The organism is Flavobacterium sp. ZB4P23 (assembly GCF_003970375.1).
Classification (GTDB): Bacteria; Bacteroidota; Bacteroidia; order Flavobacteriales; family Flavobacteriaceae; genus Flavobacterium.
In genome coordinates, this window is record NZ_RYDK01000004.1 from 337,702 (window position 1) to 363,269 (window position 25,568).

Sequence of the window (25,568 nt, forward strand, 5' to 3'; positions counted from 1 at the left end):
GTTTAGCAGTGAGTATTACCGATGGTTTAGTTCGTGTTTCAGTAGGATTGGAAACCGTAAAAGATGTGATTGCTGATTTAGAGCAGGCATTGTTGTAAGGATTTTTTGATTGTAGATTTACTACAAATTAAAAATCATCAATCTCCATTCACTATTCTTAAATCAAAAAGTATATTTTTGTTGTTTCAATATAAAAAGAATGTTGATTTCAGACAGCTTTGAAATCTACAATCAAAAATAATTAATCTTCAATTATATTTTTTTAAAATGCTTTCAAAAAAAACTAAATACGGAATAAAAGCACTTACTTTTTTGGCACGCCAAAAAAACAATTTTCCGGTGCAAATAGCGGAGATAGCCAAGAGCGAGACTATCTCGATCAAGTTTTTAGAAAGTATTTTATTATTACTGCGTCATTCTGGTTTTTTAGGAGCCAAAAAAGGAAAAGGCGGAGGCTATTATTTGATAAAAGATCCTAAGGAAATAAATATGGCCCATGTGTATCGTATTCTAGAGGGACCTATTGCATTACTTCCATGTGCCAGCCATAATTTTTATGAGCCTTGTGAAGACTGTGCCGATGAAACCACTTGCGCCGTTCGGAAATTAATGACCGAAGTGCGAGACAATACCCTGATGATATTGGAAAACAATACCCTAGCGGATATCGCCTTTTAAAAAATAAACTTAAAAATTAGTGTTGTAGTTAAACAAAAAGTACTATTTTTGCGCTTTAATCTACAATGCCGATAGGGTAATAGATAATAAATAAAATTTATTTTACCTTGCAAGCATGAATAAAGAAGTAGTAGAAGAAAATAAAGGGATGATAAAATCCCAAATTACATTTAAAGAACGCTTGTGGGTTGTTATTCCGGTTGTTTTATTAGTTGGATTAATTTCTACATTGGTGTACAACCATCATGCTGAATTTTCTTGGAATGGTTTTGTGGGAGGGTTCGATCAGGAGTTTTTAATCTTTTTTTGTATTGGCGTTTTTGCACAACTAGTCGATGGAACTTTAGGAATGGGCTACGGAGCAACCTCTACCTCTTTTTTATTGGCATATGGAATCCCGCCAGCAATCAGCAGTACAGGTGTTCACGTTGCTGAAATGTTTACCACCGGCGCTTCTGCAATTTCTCATCATCGTTTTGGGAATATCAATAAAAAACTAGTCCGGCATTTGTTGATACCCGGAATTTTGGGTTCGATTACCGGAGCTTATTTGTTATCGGATGTAATTGATGGGGATGCAATAAAGCCTTTTATTGCCGTGTATATGATCGCTTTGGCGGTTATAATTATCAGAAAGGCAATGCAAAAAAATATTATTAAAAAGAAAACGAAACGATTGAATATTCTGGCTTCTTTTGGGGGATTCATGGATTCCGTTGGAGGTGGAGGCTGGGGGCCAATTGTAACTTCTACATTATTAGGACGCGGTAGAAATCCTAGATATACAATTGGTTCTGTGAATGCAGCCGAATTTGCGGTTTCTTTCGCTAGTGGTATTACATTTATGATTTTTGGAGGAATCCAAGGATGGCAGGTTATTATAGGTTTAATTTTAGGAGGCGTTATTGCTGCGCCAATTGCTGCTTTATTAGTTAATAAAATCAAAAGAAAACCAATGATGATTTTGGTAGGTATCTTAATTATTATTTTGAGTTTAAGAACCTTGTCAAAATTGTTGTAAAAGATAAACGGAATTATGAGCACAGATATAGTACAAGCGTTATTGCATAAAACCAAAGATTTTTCCATTGAGGAAACGCTTCGTTTTTTAGCCAACGAATATAAGGATAACGTAGTTTTTTCTACTTCTTTTGGTCAGGAAGATCAGGTGATTACGGCTTTAATTGCGAAAAATGATTTGCCAATTACCATTTTTACATTGGATACAGGACGATTATTTCAGGAAACGTATGATGTTTTTCATAAAACTTTAAGAAAATATAAAATTGACATTAAAACCTATTTTCCGGAAGCAATTGCGGTGGAAGAGTTGTTAAATCATAAAGGTCCAAACAGCTTCTATGAATCGGTGGAGAATAGAAAAGAGTGTTGTTTTATTCGAAAAGTGGCACCGTTGACTAAAGCATTAAAAGGGAATGACATCTGGATTACTGGTTTACGTGCGGAACAATCCGAAAACAGAAATGACTTAGACCTTTTTGAATACGATGAAAAGTTCGACATTATAAAATTCAATCCATTATTGAAATGGACTTTGATAGAAGTAGAAGCTTATTTAGAAAAAAATAATGTGCCACAAAATGTATTACACAAACAAGGGTTTGTAAGTATAGGATGTGCTCCATGTACGAGAGCCATAGCCGAAGGGGAAGATATCAGAGCAGGGAGATGGTCATGGGAATCGAGTCATAAAGAATGTGGGTTGCACCAAAAATAATTAAAAATTAATACAACAATCTTTCAATTTTTGAATTTTTCAATCCTTGAATAAATAAAAATATAATGAGTACCATATTAAAAACAAATGCTTTAGAAAGCGAAGCGATATACATATTTAGAGAAGTAATTTCTCAATTTGACAAACCGGTATTGCTTTTCTCTGGTGGAAAAGATTCGATTACTTTGGTACGTTTAGCTCAAAAAGCATTTTTTCCAGCGAAAATCCCTTTTCCATTGTTGCACGTAGATACGGGACATAACTTTCCTGAAACTATTGCTTTTAGAGATAAATTAGTTGCTGAATTGGGATTAGAATTAATCGTTCGTAATGTGCAAGATGCTATTGACGAAGGGAAAGTTGTAGAAGAAACAGGTAAGTACTCCAGTAGAAACAGTTTGCAAACGACTACACTTTTGGATGCTATCGAAGAATTCAAATTTGATGCTTGCATCGGTGGTGCGCGTAGAGATGAAGAAAAAGCGAGAGCGAAGGAACGTATTTTTTCGGTTCGTGATGATTTTGGTCAATGGGACGAAAAAAATCAGCGTCCTGAATTATTTGATATTTTAAACGGAAAAATTGAAAACGGTCAAAACGTTCGTGTTTTTCCAATTTCGAATTGGACAGAGCTAGATGTTTGGAGTTATATCGAACAAGAGCAAATCGAAATTCCATCGATTTACTTTTCACACAAGCGTAAGGTATTCTTGAGAGACGGTATGATTTGGTCTCATTCTCCTTTTGTTTACCAAGAAGAAGATGAGCAAATTGAAGAAAGAATTGTTCGTTTTAGAACCGTTGGAGATATGAGTTGTACCGCAGCTGTTGATTCTTACGCAGCAACTATTCAGGAAGTGGTGGGTGAAATTAGATCTTCAACTATTTCTGAAAGAGGAGCCAGAATTGATGATAAACGTTCTGAAGCTGCAATGGAAAAAAGAAAACAACAAGGTTATTTTTAGAAAACAATTATAAGTTATGAATTATAAATTATGAATTGTTCCGAGATATTTAAAATTTATAATTCAACATTTAAAATAAAAAAATCAAATTTAGAAGTTTTTACAAGGTGTTTTTGAAAACCTTAAACTTTTAAACTTTAAACAAAATTCAGATGGAAGTTTTAAAAATAGCAACAGCAGGAAGTGTAGATGACGGAAAAAGTACATTAATCGGGAGATTATTGTACGATACAAAATCATTGACTACAGATAAGATTGAAGCAATAGAAAAAAGCAGTAAGCAAAAAGGATACGATTATTTAGATTTCTCATTGGCTACCGATGGTTTGGTTGCTGAAAGAGAACAAGGAATTACGATTGATGTGGCGCATATTTATTTTTCGACAGCCAAAAAAAGTTACATTATTGCCGATACTCCGGGTCACGTTGAATATACACGAAACATGGTTACCGGAGCTTCAACTTCACAAGTTTCAATCATTTTGATTGATGCGCGTAAAGGAGTTATTGAGCAAACCTACCGTCACTTTTTTATCAATAATTTATTGAGAGTAAAAGATGTGATTGTTGCGGTAAACAAAATGGATTTAGTTGATTATTCAGAAGAAGTATACAACAAAATCAAAGCAGACTTTCAGGCATTAAATGCAAAAAGCGCTTTTAAAGAACAAAATGTAAGTTACATTCCGCTAAGTGCAATCAATGGTGGTAATGTTGCAGATAAATCGGAGAATATGCCTTGGTACACCGGACAGACGGTTTTGGAACATTTAGAATCATTGGAACCAAATGATATCTACGAAAACGGAATCGCACGTTTCCCTATTCAAACAGTAATTAGACCAAAAACGGAAGAGTATCATGACTTTAGAGGATATTCAGGAAAATTATACGGGAACACTATTAAAGTAGGAGATGCTGTAACGGTGCTTCCTTCTTTAACTGAATCTACCGTAACGAATATTCACTTTTTTGATAAACAATTTGATGAAGCGACAGCAGGTTCTTCTATCACTATCGAATTAGATAATGACATCAATGTAACCAGAGGTGATATGATTGTAAAATCGAATGAACTTCCTAAAATTGAAAAAGATATTACAACAACTGTTTGTTGGATGGACAGTAAAAAATTAGTGGCAGGTGCAAAATATTATGTGCAACACAACAGCAATAGAGTTTTGGCGAAAATTGACAGTGTAAAAAACGTAATCGCAACCGATTATTCTGGAACAACACCAGCGACTCAATTAGCTATAAATGAAATTGGAGAAGTAACTATCAAATTGAGCAAAGCCATTTATTTTGATGCTTATACTGATAATAAATCTAACGGAGCTTTCATTTTAATAGATGCTGCAACCAACACAACAGCAGGAGTTGGGTTTATAAAATAGCCCCCACCCCAGCCCTCCCCGAAGGGGAGGGAGACATCCTGGATAAAAGTATGCCGGTAGTTAAGGCGTTTGCCTTTTACGATAAGAATATAATAATAATTGAGTTAAAAGAAAATGTAATAATATTTCCAGTTTCGACTCCCTCCCCTTCGGGGAGGGTTGGGGAGGGGATAAACATAACTAAAGATGCAAAGTTTTAGAACAGAAATAGAAGATCCGATTGTCCAAAAAGAGATTATCGATTTAGAGAAAAAAATTCATTCCTTCCGAAGTGGACAAATTGACGATGAGCGTTTTCGCAGTCTTCGTTTGGCCCGTGGTATTTACGGTCAACGTCAAGAAGGCGTGCAAATGATTCGTATTAAATTGCCTTACGGAAAAGTAACTAGCGAGCAATTGAAGCGTATTACGGAAGTGTCCGATAAATATTCTACGGGACGTTTACACATTACAACTCGTCAGGATATTCAAATTCACTATGTGAGTTTAGACAGAACACCTGAGCTTTGGTCTGAGTTGGCCAAAGATGATATCACTTTGAGAGAAGCGTGTGGAAACACCGTGCGTAATATTACTGGAAGCGAATTAGCGGGTGTTGATGTTGACGAACCTTTTGACGTGTCGCCTTATGCGCATGGTTTGTTTCAATATTTATTGCGTAACCCAATTTGTCAGGAAATGGGACGTAAGTTCAAAATATCATTCTCCTCTTCTGATAAAGATACCGCTTTGAGTTATTTGCATGATTTAGGATTTATTCCAAAAATTGTAAATGGCGAAAAAGGGTTCAAAATAATGTTTGCGGGTGGTTTAGGTTCTCAACCAAGTCACGCTGAATTGCTTTCAGAATTTGTACCGGTGAACCAAATTATTCCAACTGCCGAAGGTATAATCAGAGTTTTTGACCGTTACGGAGAAAGAGCAAAACGTTTGAAAGCACGTATGAAGTTTTTAATCAAGGACTTGGGTCGTGAAGAGTTTTTGCGTTTGGTTGACGAAGAGAAAAAAGCTCTTCCGTTTCATACTTACGAAATAGACACTACCGCTTTTGAAGGACCAATTACTGAACCTTTATTGGCAGTACCAGCAGTAACGATCGAGGATGTTGAAGCTTTTGAAGCTTGGAAAAAATCGAACGTGATTGTACAAAAACAAGCAGGATATGTAGCTATTGGTATCAAAGTACTTTTAGGAGATTTTTATACGGACAAAGCAAGATTGTTAGCCGATTTGATTAAAAATTACGGTGCGAATGAATTGCGTTTTTCATTACGACAAAACATCGTTTTACGTAATATTAAAGAAGAAAATCTAGCGTTCTTTTACCAAGAATTAGCCAAATTGGATTTTGTTGCTTTAGGATATGATACTATCGGAGATATCACGGCTTGTCCGGGAACGGATACGTGTAATTTAGGTATTGCAAGTAGTACTGGTATTGCGGATGAATTAGAAAGAGTATTAAAAACAGAATACCCACAATACAGCAACAATCAACAAATCGCCATAAAAATTAGCGGTTGTATGAATGCTTGTGGACAACACAATATGTCCGAAATTGGTTTCCAAGGAATGTCTATTAATGCAGGAAAGTTGGTAGCTCCGGCTCTTCAAGTTTTATTAGGTGGCGGGAATTTAGGAAACGGAAACGGAAGATTTTCTGACAAAGTGATTAAAATTCCAAGCAGAAGAGGACCCGATGCGTTGCGTTATATCTTAAATGATTTTGAAGCAAACGGAAACGGACAATCGTTCTTGAATTATTACGACGCCAAAGGAGAGAAATATTTCTATGAATTCTTGAAACCATTAGCGGATATAACAAACCTTACCGAGGCTGATTTTGTAGATTGGGGAAATGCTGATAACTACGTAAAAGCAGTTGGAGTAGGAGAATGTGCAGGTGTAGTAATTGATTTAGTGGCTACTTTAATATTAGAAGCCAAAGATAAAATGACTTTTGCACAAGAAGCTTTCGAAGAAGAAAAATGGGCAGATGCGATTTACTTGGCCTACGCAGGTTTTGTAAACGGAGCCAAAGCAATTTTATTGGCCGAAAACCAAAAAACAAATCACCACGCTGGAATTATCGATTTATTTGATACTGTTTTTATCGAAAGCAAAAAAATAGAATTGGATTCAAGCTTTAAAGATTTGGTTTATCAAATCAAAGCGAATGAGCCTTCTGCCGAATTTGCACAAAAATACATCCAACTAGGAGTTGCGTTTTTTGATACAATAGAGAAATACAGAGCCAAAGACCTAGCTGATGCATAATACAATACAACCCAAAGTAACTTTAGTAGGCGCTGGTCCTGGCGATCCGGATTTGCTTACTCTGAAAGGAGTAAAGGCGCTGGCAGAAGCGAATGTGGTTTTGTATGATGCACTAGCCAATGAGGAAATAATGATTCATGCACCCAAAGAGGCCATAAAAATATTTGTAGGGAAACGAAAAGGCTGTCATGAATATACACAAGACCAAATCAATCAGTTGATTGTTGATAATGCGCTTACCTATGGAAATGTCGTTCGGTTGAAGGGTGGAGATCCATTTATTTTTGGTCGTGGAAGCGAAGAAATTGAATTTGCAGAAAGTTTTGGAATCCCTACATTTGTAGTCCCCGGAATTTCATCTTCGATTGCAGTTCCGGCTTATCAAGGAATTTCTTTGACAAAAAGAGGTGTTTCAGAAAGTTTTTGGGTAATCACAGGCACTACTTCCAACAGGAATTTGTCGAATGATGTAGCTCTCGCAGCGCAATCATCAGCAACAGTTGTGATTTTGATGGGAATGAGTAAACTATCACAAATTGTGTCATTATTCCAGAAGGAATCCAAAGGAGAAACTCCTGTTGCAATTATTCAAAACGGAACTACTCCACAGGAAAAAATTGGAGTTGGAACGATTAATACCATCCAAGGAGTTGTGGCGGAGAAAAAGTTAAGTTCACCAGCTATAATTGTTATTGGAGAAGTGGTCAAAGAAAGTAGCAAGTTAAAAGGATTTTACGAAGAATTCATTTTAAGTAACATTGCATAAAAAATAAGTATAAATTATTCAAGCTCTGGCTCCATCTCCTTCGGAGAGGGTTGGTAGAGGAAAATAAGATAGTAATGGAAAGAAACGAACTATATCCTGTTTTTTTAAAACTACACAACCTCAATGTACTTATTGTAGGTGGAGGAAATGTGGGTTTAGAAAAGTTATCTTTCATGTTGAAATCCAGTCCAAATGCCAATGTTGAGGTGGTAGCACCGAAGTTTTTACCTGAACTGGAAACGCTAGTACAAAAACATCCTTCGGTAATATTGACCTATAAAAAGTTCAATCGCTGGATGCTTCGCAAACGCCACATGGTAATTGCCTGCACCGATGATTTGAAAGTAAATAAAAGAGTATTCGACTTGTCACGAAAAAGACATTTGATTTGCAACATTGCCGATACACCGGATTTATGTGATTATTATTTGGGCGGAATCGTAACCAAAGGAAATGTAAAAATAGCCATTTCAACCAACGGTAAATCACCGACAACTGCCAAAAGATTACGGGAGTTTTTCGAAGAAATAATTCCGGATGACATCAATAAAATGGTCGAAAACCTGAATGAATACCGCAAGACGCTGAAAGGAAATTTTGAAGAAAAAGTACAAAAAATGAATGAAATCACCGAGGCGTTAAAAAACAAAGAATAAAAGCATTACAAATTAACGAATGATATTTATCATTTAAAGTTGTAAAAATCAATCGTTAATTTGTACTAAATAGTTTATTATAATTACATTACATAAAGAATAAAAAAATGATTAAAACAGACATACTTATAATAGGAGCCGGACCAACTGGTTTATTTGCCGTTTTTGAAGCAGGATTATTGAAATTAAAATGCCATATTCTGGATGCTTTGCCACAAGCGGGCGGACAGCTTTCAGAATTATATCCTAAAAAACCAATCTATGATATTCCAGGGTTTCCAGAAGTATTAGCGGGGGATTTAGTGGATAATTTAATGGAACAAATCAAGCAGTTCGAGCCAGGATTCACCCTTGGCGAGCGTGCAGAAACTATTGAAAAACAAGAAGACGGAAGTTTTATTGTCACCTCAAATAAAGGAAAAAAATTCCATGCACCAGTTGTAGCAATTGCTGGTGGATTAGGAAGTTTTGAACCCAGAAAACCATTGATTGAAGACATCGAATTTTACGAAGATAAAGGAATCAAGTATTTCATTAAAAATCCGGAAAAATTCAGAGACAAAAGAGTAGTAATTGCAGGAGGTGGTGATTCCGCTTTAGATTGGAGTATTTTCTTGTCGAATATTGCTTCCGAAGTGACTTTAATTCACCGTAGAAATGAATTCAGAGGAGCCTTGGATTCGGTCGAAAAAGTGCAGGAGTTAAAAGATTCCGGAAAAATAAAAATGATCACGCCGGCAGAAGTAGTTGGTTTAAATGGAGCCGAACATTTAGAATCAATTGATATTGAAGAAAATGGTGCCCACAGAACCATTCCTACAGATTATTTTATTCCGCTTTTTGGATTAACTCCAAAGTTAGGTCCTATCGGAGACTGGGGATTAGACATTGAAAAAAATGCCATAAAAGTAAATAATGCTTTGGATTATCAAACGAATATTCCCGGAATTTTTGCCATTGGTGACGTAAACACTTATCCAGGAAAACTGAAATTGATTCTTTGTGGATTCCACGAAGCAACTATGATGTGTCAGGCAGCCTACCAAATAATCAATCCGGGTAAGAAATATGTGCTGAAATATACTACAGTTTCTGGTGTTGACGGATTTGACGGAACTCGTAAAGAAGCTCCAAAAGCCGTGGTTAAAGCCATAGTTTAACAACTTAATACAAACTAGTTAAAAAATATAGCGCTAATACTTGCAAGTATAGGCGCTATGTCTTTACTTTGCACTGTTCCTATATTTATTGAAAGTTATCACGAAAGGCGGAGGGAAAGACCCAATGAAACCTTAGCAACCCTTTATCTTTAAAGAAGGTGCTACATTCTACTTTATACAGAACCAGTTTCAGTATTTAAGATAGATAACACACGAATACTCACTCAGTATTTCTCAAACCTTTTCTTGATAACATATATTTTTAGCCTTCTGAATTAATTTCGGTATCAGGAGCGAACAATTGGTGTTTTTTTGCCAATACTGTTCCCGCTTTCCGCTATATCTTTTTTTCTGAACGCCAGAAAAATAGGATATCGCTTCAATCGGGGCTAAAGAGTTCATATAGTGAACTTTTGTAATTAATAATCAAAAGTGTAAATCCCGAAATGGATCGTGATTTACAAGAAATAACAAGATATGTCAAGCATTCAAGAAGCCATTAAAAAAAACATACTCATACTCGATGGAGCTATGGGAACCATGTTGCAACGCTACAATTTCTCTGAAGAAGACTTTCGAGGAGAACGTTTCAAAGATTTTCCACATTCCTTAAAAGGGAACAATGATTTATTGTCACTTACGCAACCACAAGCGATTCGTGCGGTACACGCCGCCTATTTTGAAGCAGGAGCAGATATCGTTGAAACCAATACTTTTTCTGGAACCACCATCGGAATGGCAGATTACCATCTCGAAGATATTGTTTACGAACTTAACTACGAATCGGCACGAATTGCCCGTGAAGTAGCCGATGAATTTACAGCCAAAAATCCAGATAAACCTCGTTTTGTAGCCGGTTCAGTTGGACCAACAAACAGAACAGCGAGTATGTCACCAGATGTAAATGATCCAGGTTACAGAGCGGTAACTTTTGATGATTTGCGCATTGCTTACAAACAACAAGTAGAAGCATTGATAGACGGAGGAAGTGATTTACTGTTGGTGGAAACTATTTTCGATACGTTAAACGCCAAAGCGGCTCTTTTCGCTATTGAAGAAGTCAAAGACGAACGTAATATTGATATTCCAATCATGGTTTCCGGGACAATTACCGATGCATCAGGAAGAACACTTTCAGGTCAAACCGTGGAAGCTTTCTTAGTTTCGGTTTCACACATTCCGTTGTTGAGTGTAGGATTCAATTGCGCCTTGGGTGCCGATTTGCTTAAACCGTATCTCCAAACCTTAGCGCATAATACTTCGTTCAATGTTTCGGCACATCCTAATGCAGGATTACCCAACGCTTTTGGAGAGTACGATGAAACGCCAGAACAGATGCAAGCCTTTATCAAAGAATATTTAGACGATAATTTAGTAAATATCATAGGTGGCTGTTGCGGAACAACCCCAGAACACATTAAGTTGATTGCTGATATCGCAAAGGAGTATAAACCTAGAGTTTCAACAGCAACGATGTAATTAAATTTCCTGCATGGTTTTTTTAAACTGTGTAGTGATGTTTGAAAATGGATTTTTTTAGTTGAATCCAAGTTAGTGCCAGCGCCGGAACTGATAACACTAGATAGCGCGGATTTGTAATCCGTGCCCACAAAGAGAATAAAAACATAAAGTGTGATTTTGTCATTCGGACGAAGGAGGAATCACATTACGGATATAGTTTGATGAGATTCCTCCTTCGTCGGAATGACAAACTGGGTGGCTAGGTTCCCCCGCTAGCGCGAGCTTCTAGCTCGTGCCCATTAACAAAGGCAGGATAAATAGATTTTGAAATATAGAATTATAATTTAGAATAGGCACGAGCGGGACGCTCGCGATAGCGAAGTACGAGTTCCGTAGGAACGATATATTTTGTAGCAACGGAATTTATTCCGTTGAATGAAATAAAAATTAGGATTACGAGCATATTCTGTTGATAATAGATGATTTAGTACCAATATCCGCGTGAGGGATAGCAGTGAAAAGCCCACAGACAAATGAAGTCCCGATAGCTATCGGGACGGAATTAGTCGAGGACTTGTAACGAATAGCCCGACCCTTGTGGTCACGCCCAAAATAATAAGAAACAAAACGAACTACACGTTAAAAAAAAGTAGAAATAAACAACAAAAGCATAAACTTGTACCGTTTCTAAAACCGTGCAGGACAAATAAAGATAAAAAATGGCACAAGCAGAAACTAGAAGAAACTTGGTATTATCAGGATTAGAGCCTTTAATCATTACGCCTAACAGCGTATTTGTAAATATTGGTGAACGAACGAATGTTACCGGTTCTAGAAAGTTCCTTCGATTAATCAAGGAAGAAAAATACGAGGAAGCACTCAGTATTGCCAAAGAGCAAGTGGAAGGTGGCGCGCAAATCATCGATATAAATATGGATGAAGGAATGCTTGATGGCGAATATGCCATGACGAAATTCCTGAATTTGATTGCTGCTGAACCGGATATTTCCAGAGTTCCAATCATGATTGATAGCTCGAAATGGGATATCATTGAGGCTGGACTAAAAGTGGTGCAAGGTAAGAGTGTGGTAAATTCGATTTCCTTGAAAGAAGGCGAAGAACAATTTATTCATCACGCTAAATTGATTAAGCGTTACGGTGCTGCGGCAATTATTATGGCTTTTGATGAAACTGGACAAGCAGATAATTACGAGCGCCGGGTAGAAATATGCCAACGTTCATATGATATTTTGGTGAATAAAGTTGGTTTTCCTCCGCAGGATATTATTTTCGATTTGAATATATTTCCAGTAGCGACAGGAATGGAAGAACACCGCTTGAATGCTTTGGATTTCTTTAGAGGAACAAAATGGGTTAGAGAAAATTTACCTCACGCACACATTAGTGGAGGTGTAAGTAATGTTTCGTTCTCTTTTAGAGGAAATGATACGGTTCGGGAGGCGATGCACTCCGTGTTTTTGTACCACGCCATCCAACATGGAATGACGATGGGAATCGTGAATCCTGAAATGTTGTCTATTTATGACGAAATTCCAAAAGATCTTTTAGAACGCGTTGAAGACGTAATTCTGAACAGGCGAGAGGATGCCACAGAGCGATTACTGGATTTTGCCGAAAATGTAAAAGGAGATGTAAAGAGCAATGAAAAAGCGATTCAGGAATGGCGCTCTGGAACGATTCAGGAACGATTGACACATTCCTTAGTGAAGGGAGTGGATGAATTTATTCTTTTGGATATTGAAGAAGCTCGACTGGCAGCAAAAAAACCAATTGAAGTTATTGAAATTAACTTAATGACAGGAATGAATGTGGTTGGGGATTTATTTGGTTCGGGTAAAATGTTTTTGCCGCAAGTGGTAAAATCGGCTCGGGTAATGAAAAAAGCAGTGGCTTATTTGTTGCCGTTTATTGAAGCCAGCAAACAAGCCGGAGACAAACAAGGGAATGGAAAAATCCTGATGGCAACCGTAAAAGGCGATGTACACGATATTGGTAAAAACATTGTAAGCGTGGTGCTGGCGTGTAATAATTATGAGATTGTAGATTTAGGCGTAATGGTGCCTCCCGAAAAAATTATCGCAGCGGCCATTGAGCATAACGTAGATATTATTGGATTGAGCGGATTGATCACGCCGTCACTGGACGAAATGGTTTTTCTTGCTAAAGAATTAGACAAAAGAGGACTTAAAATTCCAATAATGATTGGTGGGGCAACAACTTCGCGAGCACATACAGCCGTGAAAATTGCACCACAATACAGAGAAACGGTTATTCATGTGAATGATGCTTCGAGAGCCGTAACGGTGGCGGGAAGTTTATTGAACAAGGATAAAAAAATATATGCAAGCGACATTAGAGCGGAGTATGATGCCTTTAGAGAGACGTTTTTGAATCGTTCACGCGACAAGAATTTCTTAACTATTGAGCAAGCGCGCAAGAATAAATTGCAGTTGGATTGGGAGAATTTTACTCCTGTAAAGCCAAAAATCATAGGCGAACAAGTGATCGAAGTGGATTTGGATGTTTTGGTTCCGTATATTGACTGGACACCGTTTTTTAGAACATGGGAATTGTTCGGGAAATATCCGGCAATTTTAACGGATGCGGTAGTGGGCGAACAAGCCACTTCGGTTTTTGCAGATGCGCAGGAAATGTTAGAAGTTATTTTGAGAGAAAAGAAACTGACTGCTAAAGGAATTTATGGAATTTTCCCTGCCAATCAAGTGAACGATGATGACATTGAGATAAGTGATGAAAACGGAAAACCATTGCAGACATTCTTGACGTTACGTCAGCAATCACAAAAAACAAAAGGTGCTCCAAACATTGCTTTGTCTGATTTTATTGCTCCAAAAGATAGCGGTAAAACGGATTATATGGGCGCATTTTGTGTCACGACTGGTTTTGGTGTTGATGAGTGGGCGGCTGAATTCGAAAGAGATTTAGACGATTACAATTCGATTATGGTCAAAGCATTAGCAGATCGTTTTGCGGAAGCTTTTGCGGAATATTTACACGAAAAAATCCGTAAAGAAATTTGGGGCTATTCATCAGATGAAGCTTTAAGTACAGAGGCTATGATCGCTGAAGATTACAAAGGAATCCGTCCAGCTCCAGGATATCCGGCTTGTCCCGACCATTTAGAAAAACCAACAATTTGGAAATTACTAAATGTTGCAGAAGAAATTGGAGTGACCTTGACCGAAAGTATGGCAATGTGGCCGGCTTCATCCGTTTCTGGGTATTATTTTGGAAATCCGGAAAGCAAGTATTTCGGACTTGGAAAAATAAAAGAAGACCAAGTCATTGATTATGCCAAACGCAGAAGCATTCCAACCGATGTAGCAATGAAATGGTTGAACCCGAATGTAGCAGATTAAAATCCCCACCCAGCCTCCCCGAAGGGGAGGAGTCGAAAAGAAAGAAAAAAATATTGTTCAATTAAAATTACCCGAGTTCTCCCCTCCTTTGGAGGGGTCGGGGGAGGATCATGAAAGTAACACAACATATAGAAGCAGCCAAAGGAGAAACGTTATTCTCCTTTGAAATTATTCCGCCTCAAAAAGGCAAAAGTATTCAGGAATTATACAATAATATTGATCCGTTGATGGAGTTCAAACCGCCATTCATAGACGTAACCACCTCTCGCGAAGAATTTATCTATATGGATAAAGGAAATGGTTTATTGGAAAAAAAACTAACCAGAATGCGTCCAGGAACACTTGGGATTTGCGCTTCGATCAAGCATAAATACAATGTAGATACCGTTCCTCATGTGCTTTGTGGTGGTTTTACCAAAGAAGAAACGGAATATCTATTAGTTGATTGTCATTATCTGGGAATTGATAATGTGATGGCTTTGCGTGGCGATGCCATGAAAGACGAGCAGTCTTTTGTTCCTAAATTAGGAGGAAATGATTTTGCAGTTGATTTGGTCAAACAAATTAACCAATTAAATTGCGGGAAGTACTTGCATGACCTCATGGATGTTGATGATAAAGCCAATTTTTGTATTGGAGTTGCGGGATATCCGGAGAAACATTTAGAATCACCGTCTTTAATTTCAGATTTGAAAAGACTCAAAGAAAAAGTAGATGCCGGTGCGGATTATGTGGTGACGCAAATGTTTTTTGATAATGCTAAATACTTCGAATTTGTTGCCAAAGCCAGAGAAATTGGGATCACCGTTCCTATTATTCCGGGAATTAAGCCTATTGCCGTGCAAAGACACTTACAAGTTTTGCCACAAATTTTCCGAATCGATCTGCCGGAAGATTTAATTCATGCGGTTGATCAGTGCAAAAACAACGCAGATATCAGACAAGTAGGAATCGAATGGGCTATCCAACAATCATTGGAGTTGAAAGCAGCCGGTGTTCCCGTGTTGCACTATTATTCTATGGGAAAATCAGAAAATATTCGACAAATAGCGAGTAAGGTTTTTTAGGAGCTATTTCCAGCTATTCGTTACAATCTTTTCTTGTCTAAAAAAACGAGACAAGAAAAGGATTTTTACTGCTATCTGGGCTAGGGATTTAACGGTTATAAATGTCGTTATTCATTCCAAATTCTCATAATTTTGTCATTCCGACGAAGGAGGAATTTCACCGCATGGGATTCCTCCTTCGTCGGAATGACAAATCAAACGGTATAAGTATTATGAATGGCTAGTATTTTTCATCTGCAAACTGCGACTGAACACTGATTACTATTTTTTCGTAATCTCTCTAAAAACAGCCTCTAAATTTTTATTTTTCTGATTCAGTTGCAATGTTTTCAAACCATTGGCATTGGCAAAATCAAAAACTGCCGGACGCATGTCTTTATCCGCTTTGAAAGTCAACTCCCAAATCATGTCGTGCGTATTTTTATAAGAAACAAGATTTTCGATTTTAGCAATGGCTTGTTCTTCGATTTTATAGTCAAATTCTACTTCAATCACTTGTTCCTTATCTTCAGAAATTAAGTTGTCCAGTTTTTTATCGGCAACAATTTTTCCATTATTGATGATAATAACACGGTCACAAATCGCTTCTACTTCCTGCATAATGTGCGTCGAAAGGAAAACAGTTTTGTCTTTTCCCACATTTTTAATCATATTACGAATTTCGATTAATTGGTTTGGATCTAAACCAGTGGTTGGTTCATCCAAAATCAAAACATCGGGATTGTGCAATAACGCATTGGCAAGGCCCACACGTTGCCGATATCCTTTAGACAATTGGCCTATTTTTTTATGACTTTCGGTAGTTAAACCAGTAAGTTGAATTACTTCGTCGATACGGGATTTAGCTACTTTATACACATCAGCGTTAAAGGCTAAATATTCGCGTACATACAAATCCAAATACAGCGGATTGTGTTCCGGTAAATAACCAATTGAAAGTTGTACTGCCTTTTGGTTGGTGTTTACATCATTTCCGTTTACTATTGCGGATCCTTCATCAGCATTGATGTAAGTGGTCAATATTTTCATCAAAGTTGATTTTCCGGCTCCATTTGGACCTAAGAAACCAACTATTTCTCCTTTTTTGACAGAAAATGTAATGTTGTCTAAGGCTTTTTGAGTACCGTAACTTTTGGATATGTTATTTACTTCTATTGACATGGAATTTTATTTGTTGCAAAAGTAAACAGAAAAAGTATTGATTTATTGTTTTTGTAACTCAATAAATAAAAGACCTTAGTCAAAGTTTATTGAGCAAGAGGATATTCTCTTTTAGATTTATATATTTACCATAAACTATATGAACATGAATTTGAAAAACACACAATCAGGGAGTTTCTTGAAAAACTACAAAAGTATTTTATTGCTGCTTGGCGGAATTTTGGCAGGAAGTATATTGGGTTTAGTTTTTGGAAAGGAAGTAGAAGTGATTAAACCATTGGGCGATATATTTCTGAATTTATTGTTTACCGCCATTATCCCTTTGGTGTTTTTTACGATTGCATCTTCGATTGCCAATTTAGAAAAATCAGAGAAACTGGGAAGATTATTTGTAATTGTTATGGGAGTGTTTTTAAGCACCGTATTAATTTCTGCCATTTTGATGCTGGTTGGTGTCCTGTTATTTCCCATTCATCAAGACATCATTATTTCAAAAATACCGTTAGAAAGTATACAAAGTACAAATACAGGTTCACAAATTACCCAATTGCTTACAGCGGGGGATTTTTATGAGCTGCTTTCTCGAAAAAGCATGTTGGCCTTAATCATTTTTTCCTTTCTAATAGGGTTTGCCGCCCTGCGTTCCGGAGAAAAAGGAAAAGATTTCAGCAGGTTTTTGAATTCAGGCAATGAAGTGATGAAACAATTGTTACACATCATCATGAAAACGGCTCCAATAGGTTTGGGGGCTTATTTCGCGTATCAGGTTGGAATTTTTGGACCGCAATTATTTGGAGCTTATGCAAAACCTTTGGGGCTTTATTATGCGGTTTGTGCTTTCTACTTTATTGTGTTTTTTAGTTTGTATGCTTTTATCGCTGGAGGGAAATTAGGATTTAAAGTATTTTGGAAAAATAATATTACGCCTTCCTTAACCGCATTGGGAACTTGCAGCAGCATTGCCACTATTCCTGCCAATCTGGAAGGTGCCGAAAAAATGAATATTCCGGCTCACATCAGAAATGTAGTTATTCCACTGGGTGCGCCTTTGCATAAAGACGGATCTAGTATGTCATCTATTGTGAAAATTGCGGTAATTTTCGCCATGTTCGGAAAAGATTTAACGGATCCAAATACCTTATTAGTGGCGTTAGGAATTACAGTAATTGTTTCGGTAGTTGAAGGTGGAATTCCTAATGGAGGTTATATAGGAGAAATTTTGGCGATTACCGTTTATGGTTTCCCAATGGAACAAGCTCTTCCAGCTGCAATGATTGTGGGGACTTTAGTAGATCCAATGGCGACATTGCTAAATGCGAATGGTGATTTAGTGTCGGCGATGATGGTTGCCCGAATTTCGGAAGGAAAAAAATGGCTTGCTGAAAAAGTAGTTGTATAAAACCACTTTTTTTAGCCGGTTTCAATGGTATAGTTTTAAAAACAGTAAAATAGCAACGACTTATTGGTGTTTTAAAGACCTTTTTTTAATTATTACATAATTAATAACCAGTTTTTTAGCGAATTCTTTTTTTGTTCAATAAAATCAGCCTTTTTTTTTGGATAGCTGGAAATTATGTATACATTCGCAGAGTAATTAATACAAAAAACAACAGCATGTTGAATAACCGATTTTATTTTAGCAACTCTTATTATTTCTTCTGGAAGGTCGAAAGGGATTGTTGTATGGTTATTTGATTATAAAATTAAATTGATACTATAAATATACAATCCCGATGTAAATCGGGATTTTTTTTTGCTTAAAAAGGTGTGAAATGAATGAAATAATTGGAATACAAGGCATAACGGGTTCTTTTCACCATCAGGTGGCGCAAGAATATTTTCATCAGGCGGTTGCTTTAGATGAATGTTTGTCCTTTGAAGAGTTAGTGGATAACCTGCTCTCCGGTAAATCAGATCAGGCAGTTATGGCTATAGAAAATTCTATTGCGGGCCCAATTATTCCGAATTACGCATTGATTGACAAGAATAATTTACACATTATTGGGGAGCATTATTTAATAATTCATCAAAATTTAATGGCCTTAAAAGGGCAGAAAATAGAAGATATTTTGGAAGTACATTCGCATCCTATGGCCATTTTGCAATGTATGGAATTCCTTAAAAAATATCCAAATATAAAATTAGTCGAAGATAAAGATACTGCCGAAACGGCACGTAGAATTCAGGGAAATCAGTTGAAAGGGATTGCTGCAATTGCCAGTATTACGGCGTCGAGAATGTATGATTTAGAAATTTTGGCTCCGGAGATTCAAACGATTAAAAATAATATGACACGTTTTGTGATTATCAAAAAGGAAAATTCATTTATTCCGGAAAACGAAATTAACAGAGCGTCCATCAAATTTGAATTGGATCACAAACGGGGAAGTTTAGCGGCAGTTTTGAATGTGATGAGCGATTGCAAATTGAATTTAACAAAAATACAATCGTTACCAAAAATAGAAACGCCTTGGAAATATTCGTTTTTTGTCGATGTCACTTTTGAAAAATACGAAGATTATGCGAAAGCAAAGTCGCTATTGATCATTATGGCAGAATATTTCAAAGTGTTAGGCGAATATAAAAACACAAAATTATAAAGCCCTTAACCCCAACCCAACCCCCGAAGTGGGAATTAGATTAAGATCGATTTACAAGAAATTTAAAATAGAAGAATGATTACTATAGCGAAACGTCTCGAAATAATTGAAGAATACTATTTCTCCTCAAAGTTGAGAGAAGTAAGGCAACTGGCTTCTGAAGGGAAACCCATTATCAATATGGGAATTGGAAGTCCGGATTTACAGCCGTCACAGGCGGTAATTGATGCAGTGGTTCTGGCAATGCAAGAGGAGAATGCACATCAATACCAAAGTTATCAGGGGTTGCCAGAGTTGCGGCAAGGTATGGCTGATTTTTACAAAAACAATTACGGAGTTGCGTTGAATCCGGCTAACGAAATTTTGCCTTTGATGGGTTCCAAAGAGGGAATTATGCATATTTCACTGGCTTTTTTGAATGAAGGCGATCAGGTACTGATCCCAAATCCAGGATATCCAACCTATACTTCGGTGACAAATTTAGTGGGAGCAGTTCCGGTTTATTATGACTTAAAAGAAAACAATAACTGGGAGCCGGATTTTGAAGCTTTGGAAAAACTAGATTTGTCGAAAGTGAAAATCATGTGGATTGGGTATCCGCACATGCCAACTGGAGCCAGAGGAAGTCTGGCATTGTTTGAAAAATTAGTGACTTTTGCCAAAAAGCATAACATTTTATTAGTCAACGACAATCCGTATAGTTTTGTTTTGAACGACAATCCGATGAGTTTGTTGCAAGTAGCAGGTGCAAAAGACGTGGTTTTAGAATTGAATTCTTTGAGTAAGACTTTTAACATGGCGGGCTGGAGAGTGGGAATGCTTCTGGGAAATGCAGCTTGCATTGATGCCGTTTTGAAAGTGAAAAGCAACATGGATAGCGGTATGTTTTACGGGATTCAAAAAGGAGCAATTGAAGCTTTAAAAAGTGACAAAACTTGGTTTGATTCGATGAATGCGATTTATAGAAAACGCAGAATTCTTACCGAACAACTGGCTGAGAAATTAGGCTGTAAAGTTTATAAAGAAGGAGTTGGATTATTTGTTTGGGCAAAATTGCCGGACGGAATCACATCGGCGGAGAAATTCATAGATGAAATTTTATATGACAAATCTATTTTTATTACACCGGGAACCATTTTTGGTTCTAATGGAGAAGGTTACATCCGATTTGCATTGTGTGTAAAAGAAGAAAAAGTACAGGAAGCAATTGATAGATTTTAATACATGAATATACACGTAATAGGAATAGGATTGATAGGCGGTTCAATGGTATTGGACATTAAAGCACTGCATCCGGAAGCCAAAATTTATGGAATCGATACTGATGAAAATCATTTGCAGGAAGCAATAACTTTGGGAGTTGTTGATGCTGGTGCGACATTTGATGATTTAGTTGATGCAGATTTTGTAATCGTTTCTGTTCCGGTTGACGTTGCATTAAGTGTTTTACCAAAAGTACTGGATGTTATTGGTGAAAATACGATTGTTTTTGAAGTAGGTTCGACAAAAACGCCTATTTGTGAAGCGGTTGCTAATCATCCTAAGAGAAGGAATTTTATTGCAACGCATCCTATTGCAGGAACGGAGTTTTCAGGACCATCGGCAGCGATAAAAGGATTGTTTCAAGGGAAAACGAATATCATTTGTGAGGTCGAAAAAACAACGTTTAAATTGCAGGAAAAAGCGTTGGATTTGTTTAAGGCAATGGGAATGCGGATTCGGTATATGGATCCAAAATCACATGACAAACATATTGCTTATGTGTCGCATTTATCCCATATCAGTGCATTTATGCTTGGAAAAACGGTAATTGACAAAGAGAAAGACGAGCAGGATATTTTTGATATGGCGGGTTCTGGTTTTGAAAGTACGGTTCGTTTGGCCAAGAGTTCACCGGCAATGTGGACACCAATTTTTAAACAGAACAGGAAGCAGGTTGTGAAAACATTAGAGGAGTATATTTCTAATTTGTCAAAGTTTAAGGAATTATTAGAGAAGGAAGATTATGATGCGATTTACCATGAAATGCAAAGTGTGAATAAAATAAAAGAAATATTAAACGGAATAAATATAAAAAAGTAACCAGCATTTTTTCAGAAGCTTCAGGAGCAGGTTACAGTTAAAGTAAACAACACAGAATAAAATAAAAAAACTAAAATTAGAAAAGATGGAAAACAAGAAAGAAATGAGAAATTGGTTGAATGAATTCAATTTGACTCATCCATTTGTGATCGCAGGACCTTGTAGTGCTGAAACAGAAGAGCAAGTATTGAAAATTGCACATGAATTGAAAGACTCTGACGTAAGTGTTTTTAGAGCAGGAATTTGGAAACCAAGAACGCGTCCGGGAGGATTTGAAGGAGTAGGAGCAATAGGACTTAAATGGTTGCAAAAAGCAAAGGCAGAAACCGGCTTGCTTATGGGAACCGAAGTAGCGACTGCAGCGCATTGTAAATTGGCTTTAGAGCATGATATTGATGTATTATGGGTTGGAGCCCGTACAACTGCAAATCCGTTTGCGGTGCAAGAAATTGCTGATACATTAAAAGGAACCGATAAAATTGTATTGGTCAAGAATCCGGTAAATCCAGATATGGCTTTGTGGCTGGGTGGTGTGGAACGTTTGCATGCGGCAGGAATTAAGAATTTAGGCGTTATTCACAGAGGTTTTTCTACGTATGAAAAAACGAAATACAGAAACATTCCTGAATGGCAGATAGCTATTGAATTGCAAAATAAATTCCCTGATTTGCCTTTGATCATTGATCCCTCCCATATTACAGGAAACCGTGAGATGATTCTTGAAGTGACTCAAGAAGCATTAGATCTGAATTACGACGGTATGATTATCGAGACGCATACTGATCCGGATAATGCCTGGAGTGATGCAGCGCAACAAGTGACACCAGATGCTTTGAAGCAAATTTTCAAAGATTTGAAAGTGAGAAAAGTAAGTGGTGATACGGATGAGTTTGCTAATAAAATGACAAAATTGAGAGCGAATATTGATGTTCTGGATTCGAATTTATTGGAATTGTTAGGCAAAAGAATGAAAGTGGCTGACGAAATTGGTCAAGTGAAAAAAGACGCTAACGTTGCTGTATTGCAAAACAATCGTTGGAACGAAATTTTAGGAAAAATGATTTTGGAAGGCGAGAAAAAAGGGTTGACAGAAGAGTTTGTACTAAAAATGTTCAAAGCGATTCACCAGGAAAGTATTGGTCACCAAGAAAAAGTACTAAACGCTTAGTCCGTATTTTTTAAATATAAATCCCTGCAGCTTTTGTCAAAAGTTGTGGGGATTTTCTATTTTTAATTGTATGTAAAGTTGCTCAAAGTGAAAAACTTTAAACTTTTAAACTTTAAACCTAAAACAAAGAATTATCTTTGCAAAGTCTTAGATTTTAAATCAGAAATCTAAAATAGTTAATCTTCAATCAAATAATCCTTTATGACAGGACTCGTTTACAAATCTACAGGAAGTTGGTACACCGTAAAATCCGAACAAGGGGATTTTATCGAATGCCGTATGAAAGGGAAATTCCGAATTAAAGGAATCAAAAGCACCAATCCTATTGCTGTAGGTGATATTGTGGATTATGAACTAGAAGAATCATCCGATACTGTTACGGGAACCATTCATAACATTCATGACAGAAAGAATTATATCGTTCGGAAATCAGTGAATTTATCCCATCAGATGCATATTATTGCGTCTAATATTGACAGGGTTTTCTTGCTGGTAACCATCAATAATCCGCCAACGACTTTTAACTTTATTGACCGTTTTCTGGTTACTGCCGAAGCGTATGGAATTGAAACTATACTGGTTTTTAATAAAATAGATACGCTAGACGATGCCACGCTGTATGAACAATTGTACATGCAGCATGTGTATCAGGAAATTGGATATAAATGTTTGCGCGTTTCTTCGACTGAAATGAAAGGAATAGAGGAATTGAAAGAAATGATGATTGGGAAAGTGAGCATGTTCTCTGGACATTCCGGAGTTGGGAAATCGACTTTGGTAAATGCGATGGAGTCTTCTTTACATTTAAAAACAAAGACAATTTCTGAAGCAAGTAAACAAGGGCAACACACGACGACTTTTGCCGAAATGTATGATTTGTCTTTTGATGCCAGAATCATCGATACGCCCGGGATCAAAGGTTTTGGAATCGTAGACATGGATGCAGCAGAAATCAGTGGTTATTTTCCTGAATTTTTTAAGTTGAAAGAGCAATGTAAATTCAATAATTGCTTGCATAAAGATGAGCCGCATTGCGCTATTAAAGGGGCTTTAGAAAAAGATGAAATCGCTTGGTCCCGTTATAGAAGTTACCTTAAAATTCTCGAAGGTGACGATGAAAATTACCGTACGGATATTCATAATGAGGATCGAATAATCAGTGACAAAACCAGGGAATAGTAGAGACGCGATTTATCGCGTCTATTTTACATAGAATATAAAAGAATGAAAATCGTCCTCCAAAGAGTTTCCCAAGCCTCCGTAACCATCGATACTAAAGTCGTAGCCGATATCCAGAAAGGATTGTTGGTTTTGGTTGGGATTGAAGATTTAGACAATCAAGAAGATATCAATTGGTTAGCTTCAAAAACAGTCAATATTCGTATTTTTGGAGATGAAAATGCAGTGATGAATCTATCTGTCAAGGATACAGATGGCGATGTTATTGTGGTAAGTCAATTTACTTTGCACGCCGCTACTAAAAAAGGCAATCGTCCTTCCTATATCAAAGCTTCAAAACCAGAAATAGCTATTCCATTATACGAGAATTTTGTGCTTCAGCTGGAGAAAGAATTGGGTAAAAAAGTACAAACTGGCGTTTTTGGTGCAGATATGAAAGTACTTTTGCTGAATGATGGTCCTGTAACGATAGTAATTGACAGTAAAAATAGAGAGTAGGTTTCCGTAGAGTTAAAAGAATTATTTGTATATTTACTTAGTTATCAAAATAAATCACATTATCTTTGCACCCCGATTAAAATTTATGTTTCTGAAAATGAATACATTAATTAATCATTTTAATTATGACAATCAACGATAAATATTCTCACGATCAGATCGATAAATTAGGCAATGCTTTAATTTATTTGATAGATAAAATGGGGTCTCTTGGTAAAACTAGTTTATTAAAATTAGTTTACATTATTGAAGAGAAATCCATAGAGGAACGTGGTATGCCTTTTTTTAACCTTGATTTCGAGGTTTGGAAATTTGGTCCTGTTTGTCAAAATCTATATGTAGAATTTTCTGAAGAACCAATTCTTCTCAAAAATTTCATAAAAAAGAGAAATATTAAAAACGGTTTTGTTTTTGATAAAAACGCATGTTTTAATGATGATGAATTTTCTGATTCAGATATTTTTTTAATTGATGAAATTATCAACGAGTTTTCTGGTGCAAATTGCAATGATTTAATAGCTTATACACATCGTGAAAATTCATTATGGTATAATACTGCTAAAGAAAACGGAGTTTTAGAATTACTTTTAAATGAAGAAATTCCAACAACTAATCTTAAAATTGATTTCACCGAATTAATTAAGAATGAACCTTCAAAGTTGGAATTTTACTATGAACACAAAGAGTTTTTAAATTTTGTATCTTCATTAAAGCAGTAATATGTTTGAAGAAAGGAATTTATTATACTTTGAAGAATATTATTTTGAAAACGGTGACCCCGCCAAGCCTAAATATTTTCTAGTTTTAAAAAGATATGAAAATGGTATAATGATAATTTCTTTACCAAGTTCTGTGCAAAACGCCTCCATTCCTAAAAATAAAAAGCACGGTTGCATAAATCTTCCAGTGGTAAATTTTGGATGTTATTTTTTCGAAAATCAAGTTGCAATTACGGAATGTGGTTTTGGTTTTCCATTTGATACTTTTGTGTATGCGTATTGGATAACTGATAAAACTATTGAAACGATTGATTATATTTATAAACCAAAGGATTATGGTTTAATAGGAAGGCTAACTATTCAAGAATATCAAAATGTTCTTACTTGTTTAAAAAACTCTCCAAACATAAAAAGTAAATACCGGAAATTGTTATAAGAAACACCTCACTGAAGGTGTTTTTTTAGGTTCCAATTCTTTACATTTGTTCAAATACAACTGAGATGACTTTAGAACAATACATTCAAAATATAAATTCCGCCTACAAAAGAGGTAATGCAACAGAACACACCTATCGTGGCGATTTGAAGCAACTTA

23 protein-coding genes, 1 pseudogene and 1 riboswitch (1 of these 25 running past the window's edge) are annotated in these 25,568 nt (G+C 36.5%); of the genes and pseudogenes, 22 read left to right on the forward strand and 2 right to left on the reverse strand.

The annotated features are described in order from the left end of the window. The 11 genes and pseudogenes from EKL99_RS08970 to EKL99_RS09020 all read left to right on the forward strand — a co-directional run. A pseudogene (locus EKL99_RS08970) lies at positions 1–98 on the forward strand (PLP-dependent transferase) (its annotated part extends 91 nt beyond the left edge of the window); the annotation flags it as partial. A gap of 169 nt (positions 99–267) precedes the next feature. Continuing rightward, the gene (locus EKL99_RS08975; protein WP_126516147.1) at positions 268–678 is read left to right on the forward strand and encodes an Rrf2 family transcriptional regulator; all 411 of its coding nucleotides are present in this window, start codon (positions 268–270) and stop codon (positions 676–678) included. A 115-nt stretch (positions 679–793) separates the two neighbouring features. Beyond that, positions 794–1,699, forward strand: coding sequence for a sulfite exporter TauE/SafE family protein (locus tag EKL99_RS08980; RefSeq protein ID WP_231507414.1), 906 nt, complete (start codon positions 794–796; stop codon positions 1,697–1,699). A gap of 15 nt (positions 1,700–1,714) precedes the next feature. Next, positions 1,715–2,416 carry a phosphoadenylyl-sulfate reductase gene (locus EKL99_RS08985; RefSeq protein WP_126516148.1) on the forward strand — a complete coding sequence of 234 codons (702 nt, stop codon included), beginning with the start codon at positions 1,715–1,717 and terminating at the stop codon, positions 2,414–2,416. Positions 2,417–2,481: 65 nt separating this feature from the next. Then, entirely contained in the window at positions 2,482–3,381 is a 900-nt protein-coding gene (cysD, locus tag EKL99_RS08990) for a sulfate adenylyltransferase subunit CysD (protein ID WP_126453028.1), read from the forward strand. A gap of 152 nt (positions 3,382–3,533) precedes the next feature. Further along, the gene (locus EKL99_RS08995) at positions 3,534–4,778 is read left to right on the forward strand and encodes a sulfate adenylyltransferase subunit 1 (RefSeq protein ID WP_126457432.1); all 1,245 of its coding nucleotides are present in this window, start codon (positions 3,534–3,536) and stop codon (positions 4,776–4,778) included. 186 nt (positions 4,779–4,964) lie between these two features. After that, entirely contained in the window at positions 4,965–7,055 is a 2,091-nt protein-coding gene (locus EKL99_RS09000; protein WP_126576801.1) for a HEPN domain-containing protein, read from the forward strand. Beyond that, positions 7,048–7,821 (forward strand): uroporphyrinogen-III C-methyltransferase, encoded by a 774-nt coding sequence (gene cobA / locus EKL99_RS09005; RefSeq protein WP_126576802.1) that lies wholly within the window; start codon positions 7,048–7,050, stop codon positions 7,819–7,821. Before EKL99_RS09000 ends, cobA begins: the two co-directional genes overlap by 8 nt. Before the next feature lie 74 nt (positions 7,822–7,895). Continuing rightward, entirely contained in the window at positions 7,896–8,477 is a 582-nt protein-coding gene (locus tag EKL99_RS09010; RefSeq protein ID WP_126576803.1) for a bifunctional precorrin-2 dehydrogenase/sirohydrochlorin ferrochelatase, read from the forward strand. Between the two features lie 107 nt (positions 8,478–8,584). After that, positions 8,585–9,637 carry an NAD(P)/FAD-dependent oxidoreductase gene (locus EKL99_RS09015; RefSeq protein ID WP_091204228.1) on the forward strand — a complete coding sequence of 351 codons (1,053 nt, stop codon included), beginning with the start codon at positions 8,585–8,587 and terminating at the stop codon, positions 9,635–9,637. Positions 9,638–9,729: 92 nt separating this feature from the next. Then, positions 9,730–9,849: riboswitch (SAM riboswitch) on the forward strand. A gap of 265 nt (positions 9,850–10,114) precedes the next feature. Then, positions 10,115–11,116 carry a homocysteine S-methyltransferase family protein gene (locus EKL99_RS09020; RefSeq protein ID WP_126554994.1) on the forward strand — a complete coding sequence of 334 codons (1,002 nt, stop codon included), beginning with the start codon at positions 10,115–10,117 and terminating at the stop codon, positions 11,114–11,116. Between the two features lie 319 nt (positions 11,117–11,435). Here EKL99_RS09020 and EKL99_RS14780 read toward each other — a convergent pair whose 3' ends face one another. Beyond that, positions 11,436–11,561, reverse strand: a complete 126-nt coding sequence (locus EKL99_RS14780) for a hypothetical protein (protein ID WP_255416337.1) — start codon at positions 11,559–11,561, stop codon at positions 11,436–11,438. Positions 11,562–11,817: 256 nt separating this feature from the next. Between EKL99_RS14780 and metH the strand changes: the two genes are divergently transcribed. Both metH and metF read left to right on the forward strand, forming a co-directional pair. Next, positions 11,818–14,499, forward strand: a complete 2,682-nt coding sequence (gene metH, locus EKL99_RS09025) for a methionine synthase (protein ID WP_126568704.1) — start codon at positions 11,818–11,820, stop codon at positions 14,497–14,499. A 110-nt stretch (positions 14,500–14,609) separates the two neighbouring features. Continuing rightward, a complete protein-coding gene (gene metF / locus EKL99_RS09030) occupies positions 14,610–15,566 on the forward strand; it encodes a methylenetetrahydrofolate reductase [NAD(P)H] (protein ID WP_126554996.1) in 957 nt (318 codons plus the stop codon). 261 nt (positions 15,567–15,827) lie between these two features. Here the strand turns inward: metF and gldA are convergent, their stop codons facing one another. Further along, a complete protein-coding gene (gene gldA, locus EKL99_RS09035; protein ID WP_126576804.1) occupies positions 15,828–16,727 on the reverse strand; it encodes a gliding motility-associated ABC transporter ATP-binding subunit GldA in 900 nt (299 codons plus the stop codon). 145 nt (positions 16,728–16,872) lie between these two features. On the opposite strand from gldA, the gene EKL99_RS09040 reads away from it, so the two are divergent. The 9 genes from EKL99_RS09040 to EKL99_RS09080 all read left to right on the forward strand — a co-directional run bounded on the left by EKL99_RS09040 (position 16,873) and on the right by EKL99_RS09080 (position 25,409). Continuing rightward, entirely contained in the window at positions 16,873–18,126 is a 1,254-nt protein-coding gene (locus EKL99_RS09040; protein ID WP_126516157.1) for a dicarboxylate/amino acid:cation symporter, read from the forward strand. Positions 18,127–18,499: 373 nt separating this feature from the next. Next, positions 18,500–19,327: a prephenate dehydratase gene (locus EKL99_RS09045; RefSeq protein WP_126576805.1), complete on the forward strand. Its 828-nt coding sequence runs from the start codon at positions 18,500–18,502 to the stop codon at positions 19,325–19,327. Between the two features lie 75 nt (positions 19,328–19,402). Beyond that, entirely contained in the window at positions 19,403–20,548 is a 1,146-nt protein-coding gene (locus tag EKL99_RS09050) for a pyridoxal phosphate-dependent aminotransferase (protein ID WP_126457421.1), read from the forward strand. A 3-nt stretch (positions 20,549–20,551) separates the two neighbouring features. After that, entirely contained in the window at positions 20,552–21,409 is an 858-nt protein-coding gene (locus tag EKL99_RS09055) for a prephenate dehydrogenase (RefSeq protein WP_126562872.1), read from the forward strand. An 85-nt stretch (positions 21,410–21,494) separates the two neighbouring features. Beyond that, a complete protein-coding gene (locus EKL99_RS09060; protein WP_126457419.1) occupies positions 21,495–22,577 on the forward strand; it encodes a bifunctional 3-deoxy-7-phosphoheptulonate synthase/chorismate mutase type II in 1,083 nt (360 codons plus the stop codon). Positions 22,578–22,778: 201 nt separating this feature from the next. Further along, on the forward strand, positions 22,779–23,756 hold the full coding sequence (gene rsgA / locus EKL99_RS09065) for a ribosome small subunit-dependent GTPase A (protein ID WP_126576806.1): 978 nt from the start codon (positions 22,779–22,781) through the stop codon (positions 23,754–23,756). 45 nt (positions 23,757–23,801) lie between these two features. After that, positions 23,802–24,254: a D-aminoacyl-tRNA deacylase gene (dtd, locus tag EKL99_RS09070; RefSeq protein WP_126555007.1), complete on the forward strand. Its 453-nt coding sequence runs from the start codon at positions 23,802–23,804 to the stop codon at positions 24,252–24,254. A 125-nt stretch (positions 24,255–24,379) separates the two neighbouring features. Next, entirely contained in the window at positions 24,380–24,973 is a 594-nt protein-coding gene (locus EKL99_RS09075) for a Panacea domain-containing protein (protein ID WP_126568700.1), read from the forward strand. 1 nt (position 24,974) lies between these two features. Beyond that, positions 24,975–25,409 carry a hypothetical protein gene (locus EKL99_RS09080; protein WP_126568699.1) on the forward strand — a complete coding sequence of 145 codons (435 nt, stop codon included), beginning with the start codon at positions 24,975–24,977 and terminating at the stop codon, positions 25,407–25,409. The last annotated feature ends 159 nt before the right edge of the window (positions 25,410–25,568 follow it).

Bases quoted from the DNA above. Each gene is read 5' to 3' on its own strand.
- EKL99_RS08975 (WP_126516147.1), top strand. From the start codon at position 268: ATGCTTTCAAAAAAAACTAAATACGGAATAAAAGCACTTACTTTTTTG.
- EKL99_RS09000 (WP_126576801.1), top strand. From the start codon at position 4,965: ATGCAAAGTTTTAGAACAGAAATAGAAGATCCGATTGTCCAAAAAGAG.
- EKL99_RS09060 (WP_126457419.1), top strand. From the start codon at position 21,495: ATGGAAAACAAGAAAGAAATGAGAAATTGGTTGAATGAATTCAATTTG.
- metF (WP_126554996.1), top strand. From the start codon at position 14,610: ATGAAAGTAACACAACATATAGAAGCAGCCAAAGGAGAAACGTTATTC.
- metH (WP_126568704.1), top strand. From the start codon at position 11,818: ATGGCACAAGCAGAAACTAGAAGAAACTTGGTATTATCAGGATTAGAG.
- EKL99_RS08995 (WP_126457432.1), top strand. From the start codon at position 3,534: ATGGAAGTTTTAAAAATAGCAACAGCAGGAAGTGTAGATGACGGAAAA.
- EKL99_RS09055 (WP_126562872.1), top strand. From the start codon at position 20,552: ATGAATATACACGTAATAGGAATAGGATTGATAGGCGGTTCAATGGTA.
- EKL99_RS09045 (WP_126576805.1), top strand. From the start codon at position 18,500: ATGAATGAAATAATTGGAATACAAGGCATAACGGGTTCTTTTCACCAT.
- EKL99_RS09080 (WP_126568699.1), top strand. From the start codon at position 24,975: ATGTTTGAAGAAAGGAATTTATTATACTTTGAAGAATATTATTTTGAA.
- EKL99_RS09015 (WP_091204228.1), top strand. From the start codon at position 8,585: ATGATTAAAACAGACATACTTATAATAGGAGCCGGACCAACTGGTTTA.
- EKL99_RS09020 (WP_126554994.1), top strand. From the start codon at position 10,115: ATGTCAAGCATTCAAGAAGCCATTAAAAAAAACATACTCATACTCGAT.
- rsgA (WP_126576806.1), top strand. From the start codon at position 22,779: ATGACAGGACTCGTTTACAAATCTACAGGAAGTTGGTACACCGTAAAA.
- EKL99_RS08985 (WP_126516148.1), top strand. From the start codon at position 1,715: ATGAGCACAGATATAGTACAAGCGTTATTGCATAAAACCAAAGATTTT.
- cobA (WP_126576802.1), top strand. From the start codon at position 7,048: ATGCATAATACAATACAACCCAAAGTAACTTTAGTAGGCGCTGGTCCT.
- EKL99_RS09075 (WP_126568700.1), top strand. From the start codon at position 24,380: ATGACAATCAACGATAAATATTCTCACGATCAGATCGATAAATTAGGC.
- cysD (WP_126453028.1), top strand. From the start codon at position 2,482: ATGAGTACCATATTAAAAACAAATGCTTTAGAAAGCGAAGCGATATAC.
- EKL99_RS08980 (WP_231507414.1), top strand. From the start codon at position 794: ATGAATAAAGAAGTAGTAGAAGAAAATAAAGGGATGATAAAATCCCAA.
- EKL99_RS09010 (WP_126576803.1), top strand. From the start codon at position 7,896: ATGGAAAGAAACGAACTATATCCTGTTTTTTTAAAACTACACAACCTC.
- EKL99_RS14780 (WP_255416337.1), bottom strand. From the start codon at position 11,561: ATGCTCGTAATCCTAATTTTTATTTCATTCAACGGAATAAATTCCGTT.
- EKL99_RS09050 (WP_126457421.1), top strand. From the start codon at position 19,403: ATGATTACTATAGCGAAACGTCTCGAAATAATTGAAGAATACTATTTC.
- dtd (WP_126555007.1), top strand. From the start codon at position 23,802: ATGAAAATCGTCCTCCAAAGAGTTTCCCAAGCCTCCGTAACCATCGAT.
- gldA (WP_126576804.1), bottom strand. From the start codon at position 16,727: ATGTCAATAGAAGTAAATAACATATCCAAAAGTTACGGTACTCAAAAA.
- EKL99_RS09040 (WP_126516157.1), top strand. From the start codon at position 16,873: ATGAATTTGAAAAACACACAATCAGGGAGTTTCTTGAAAAACTACAAA.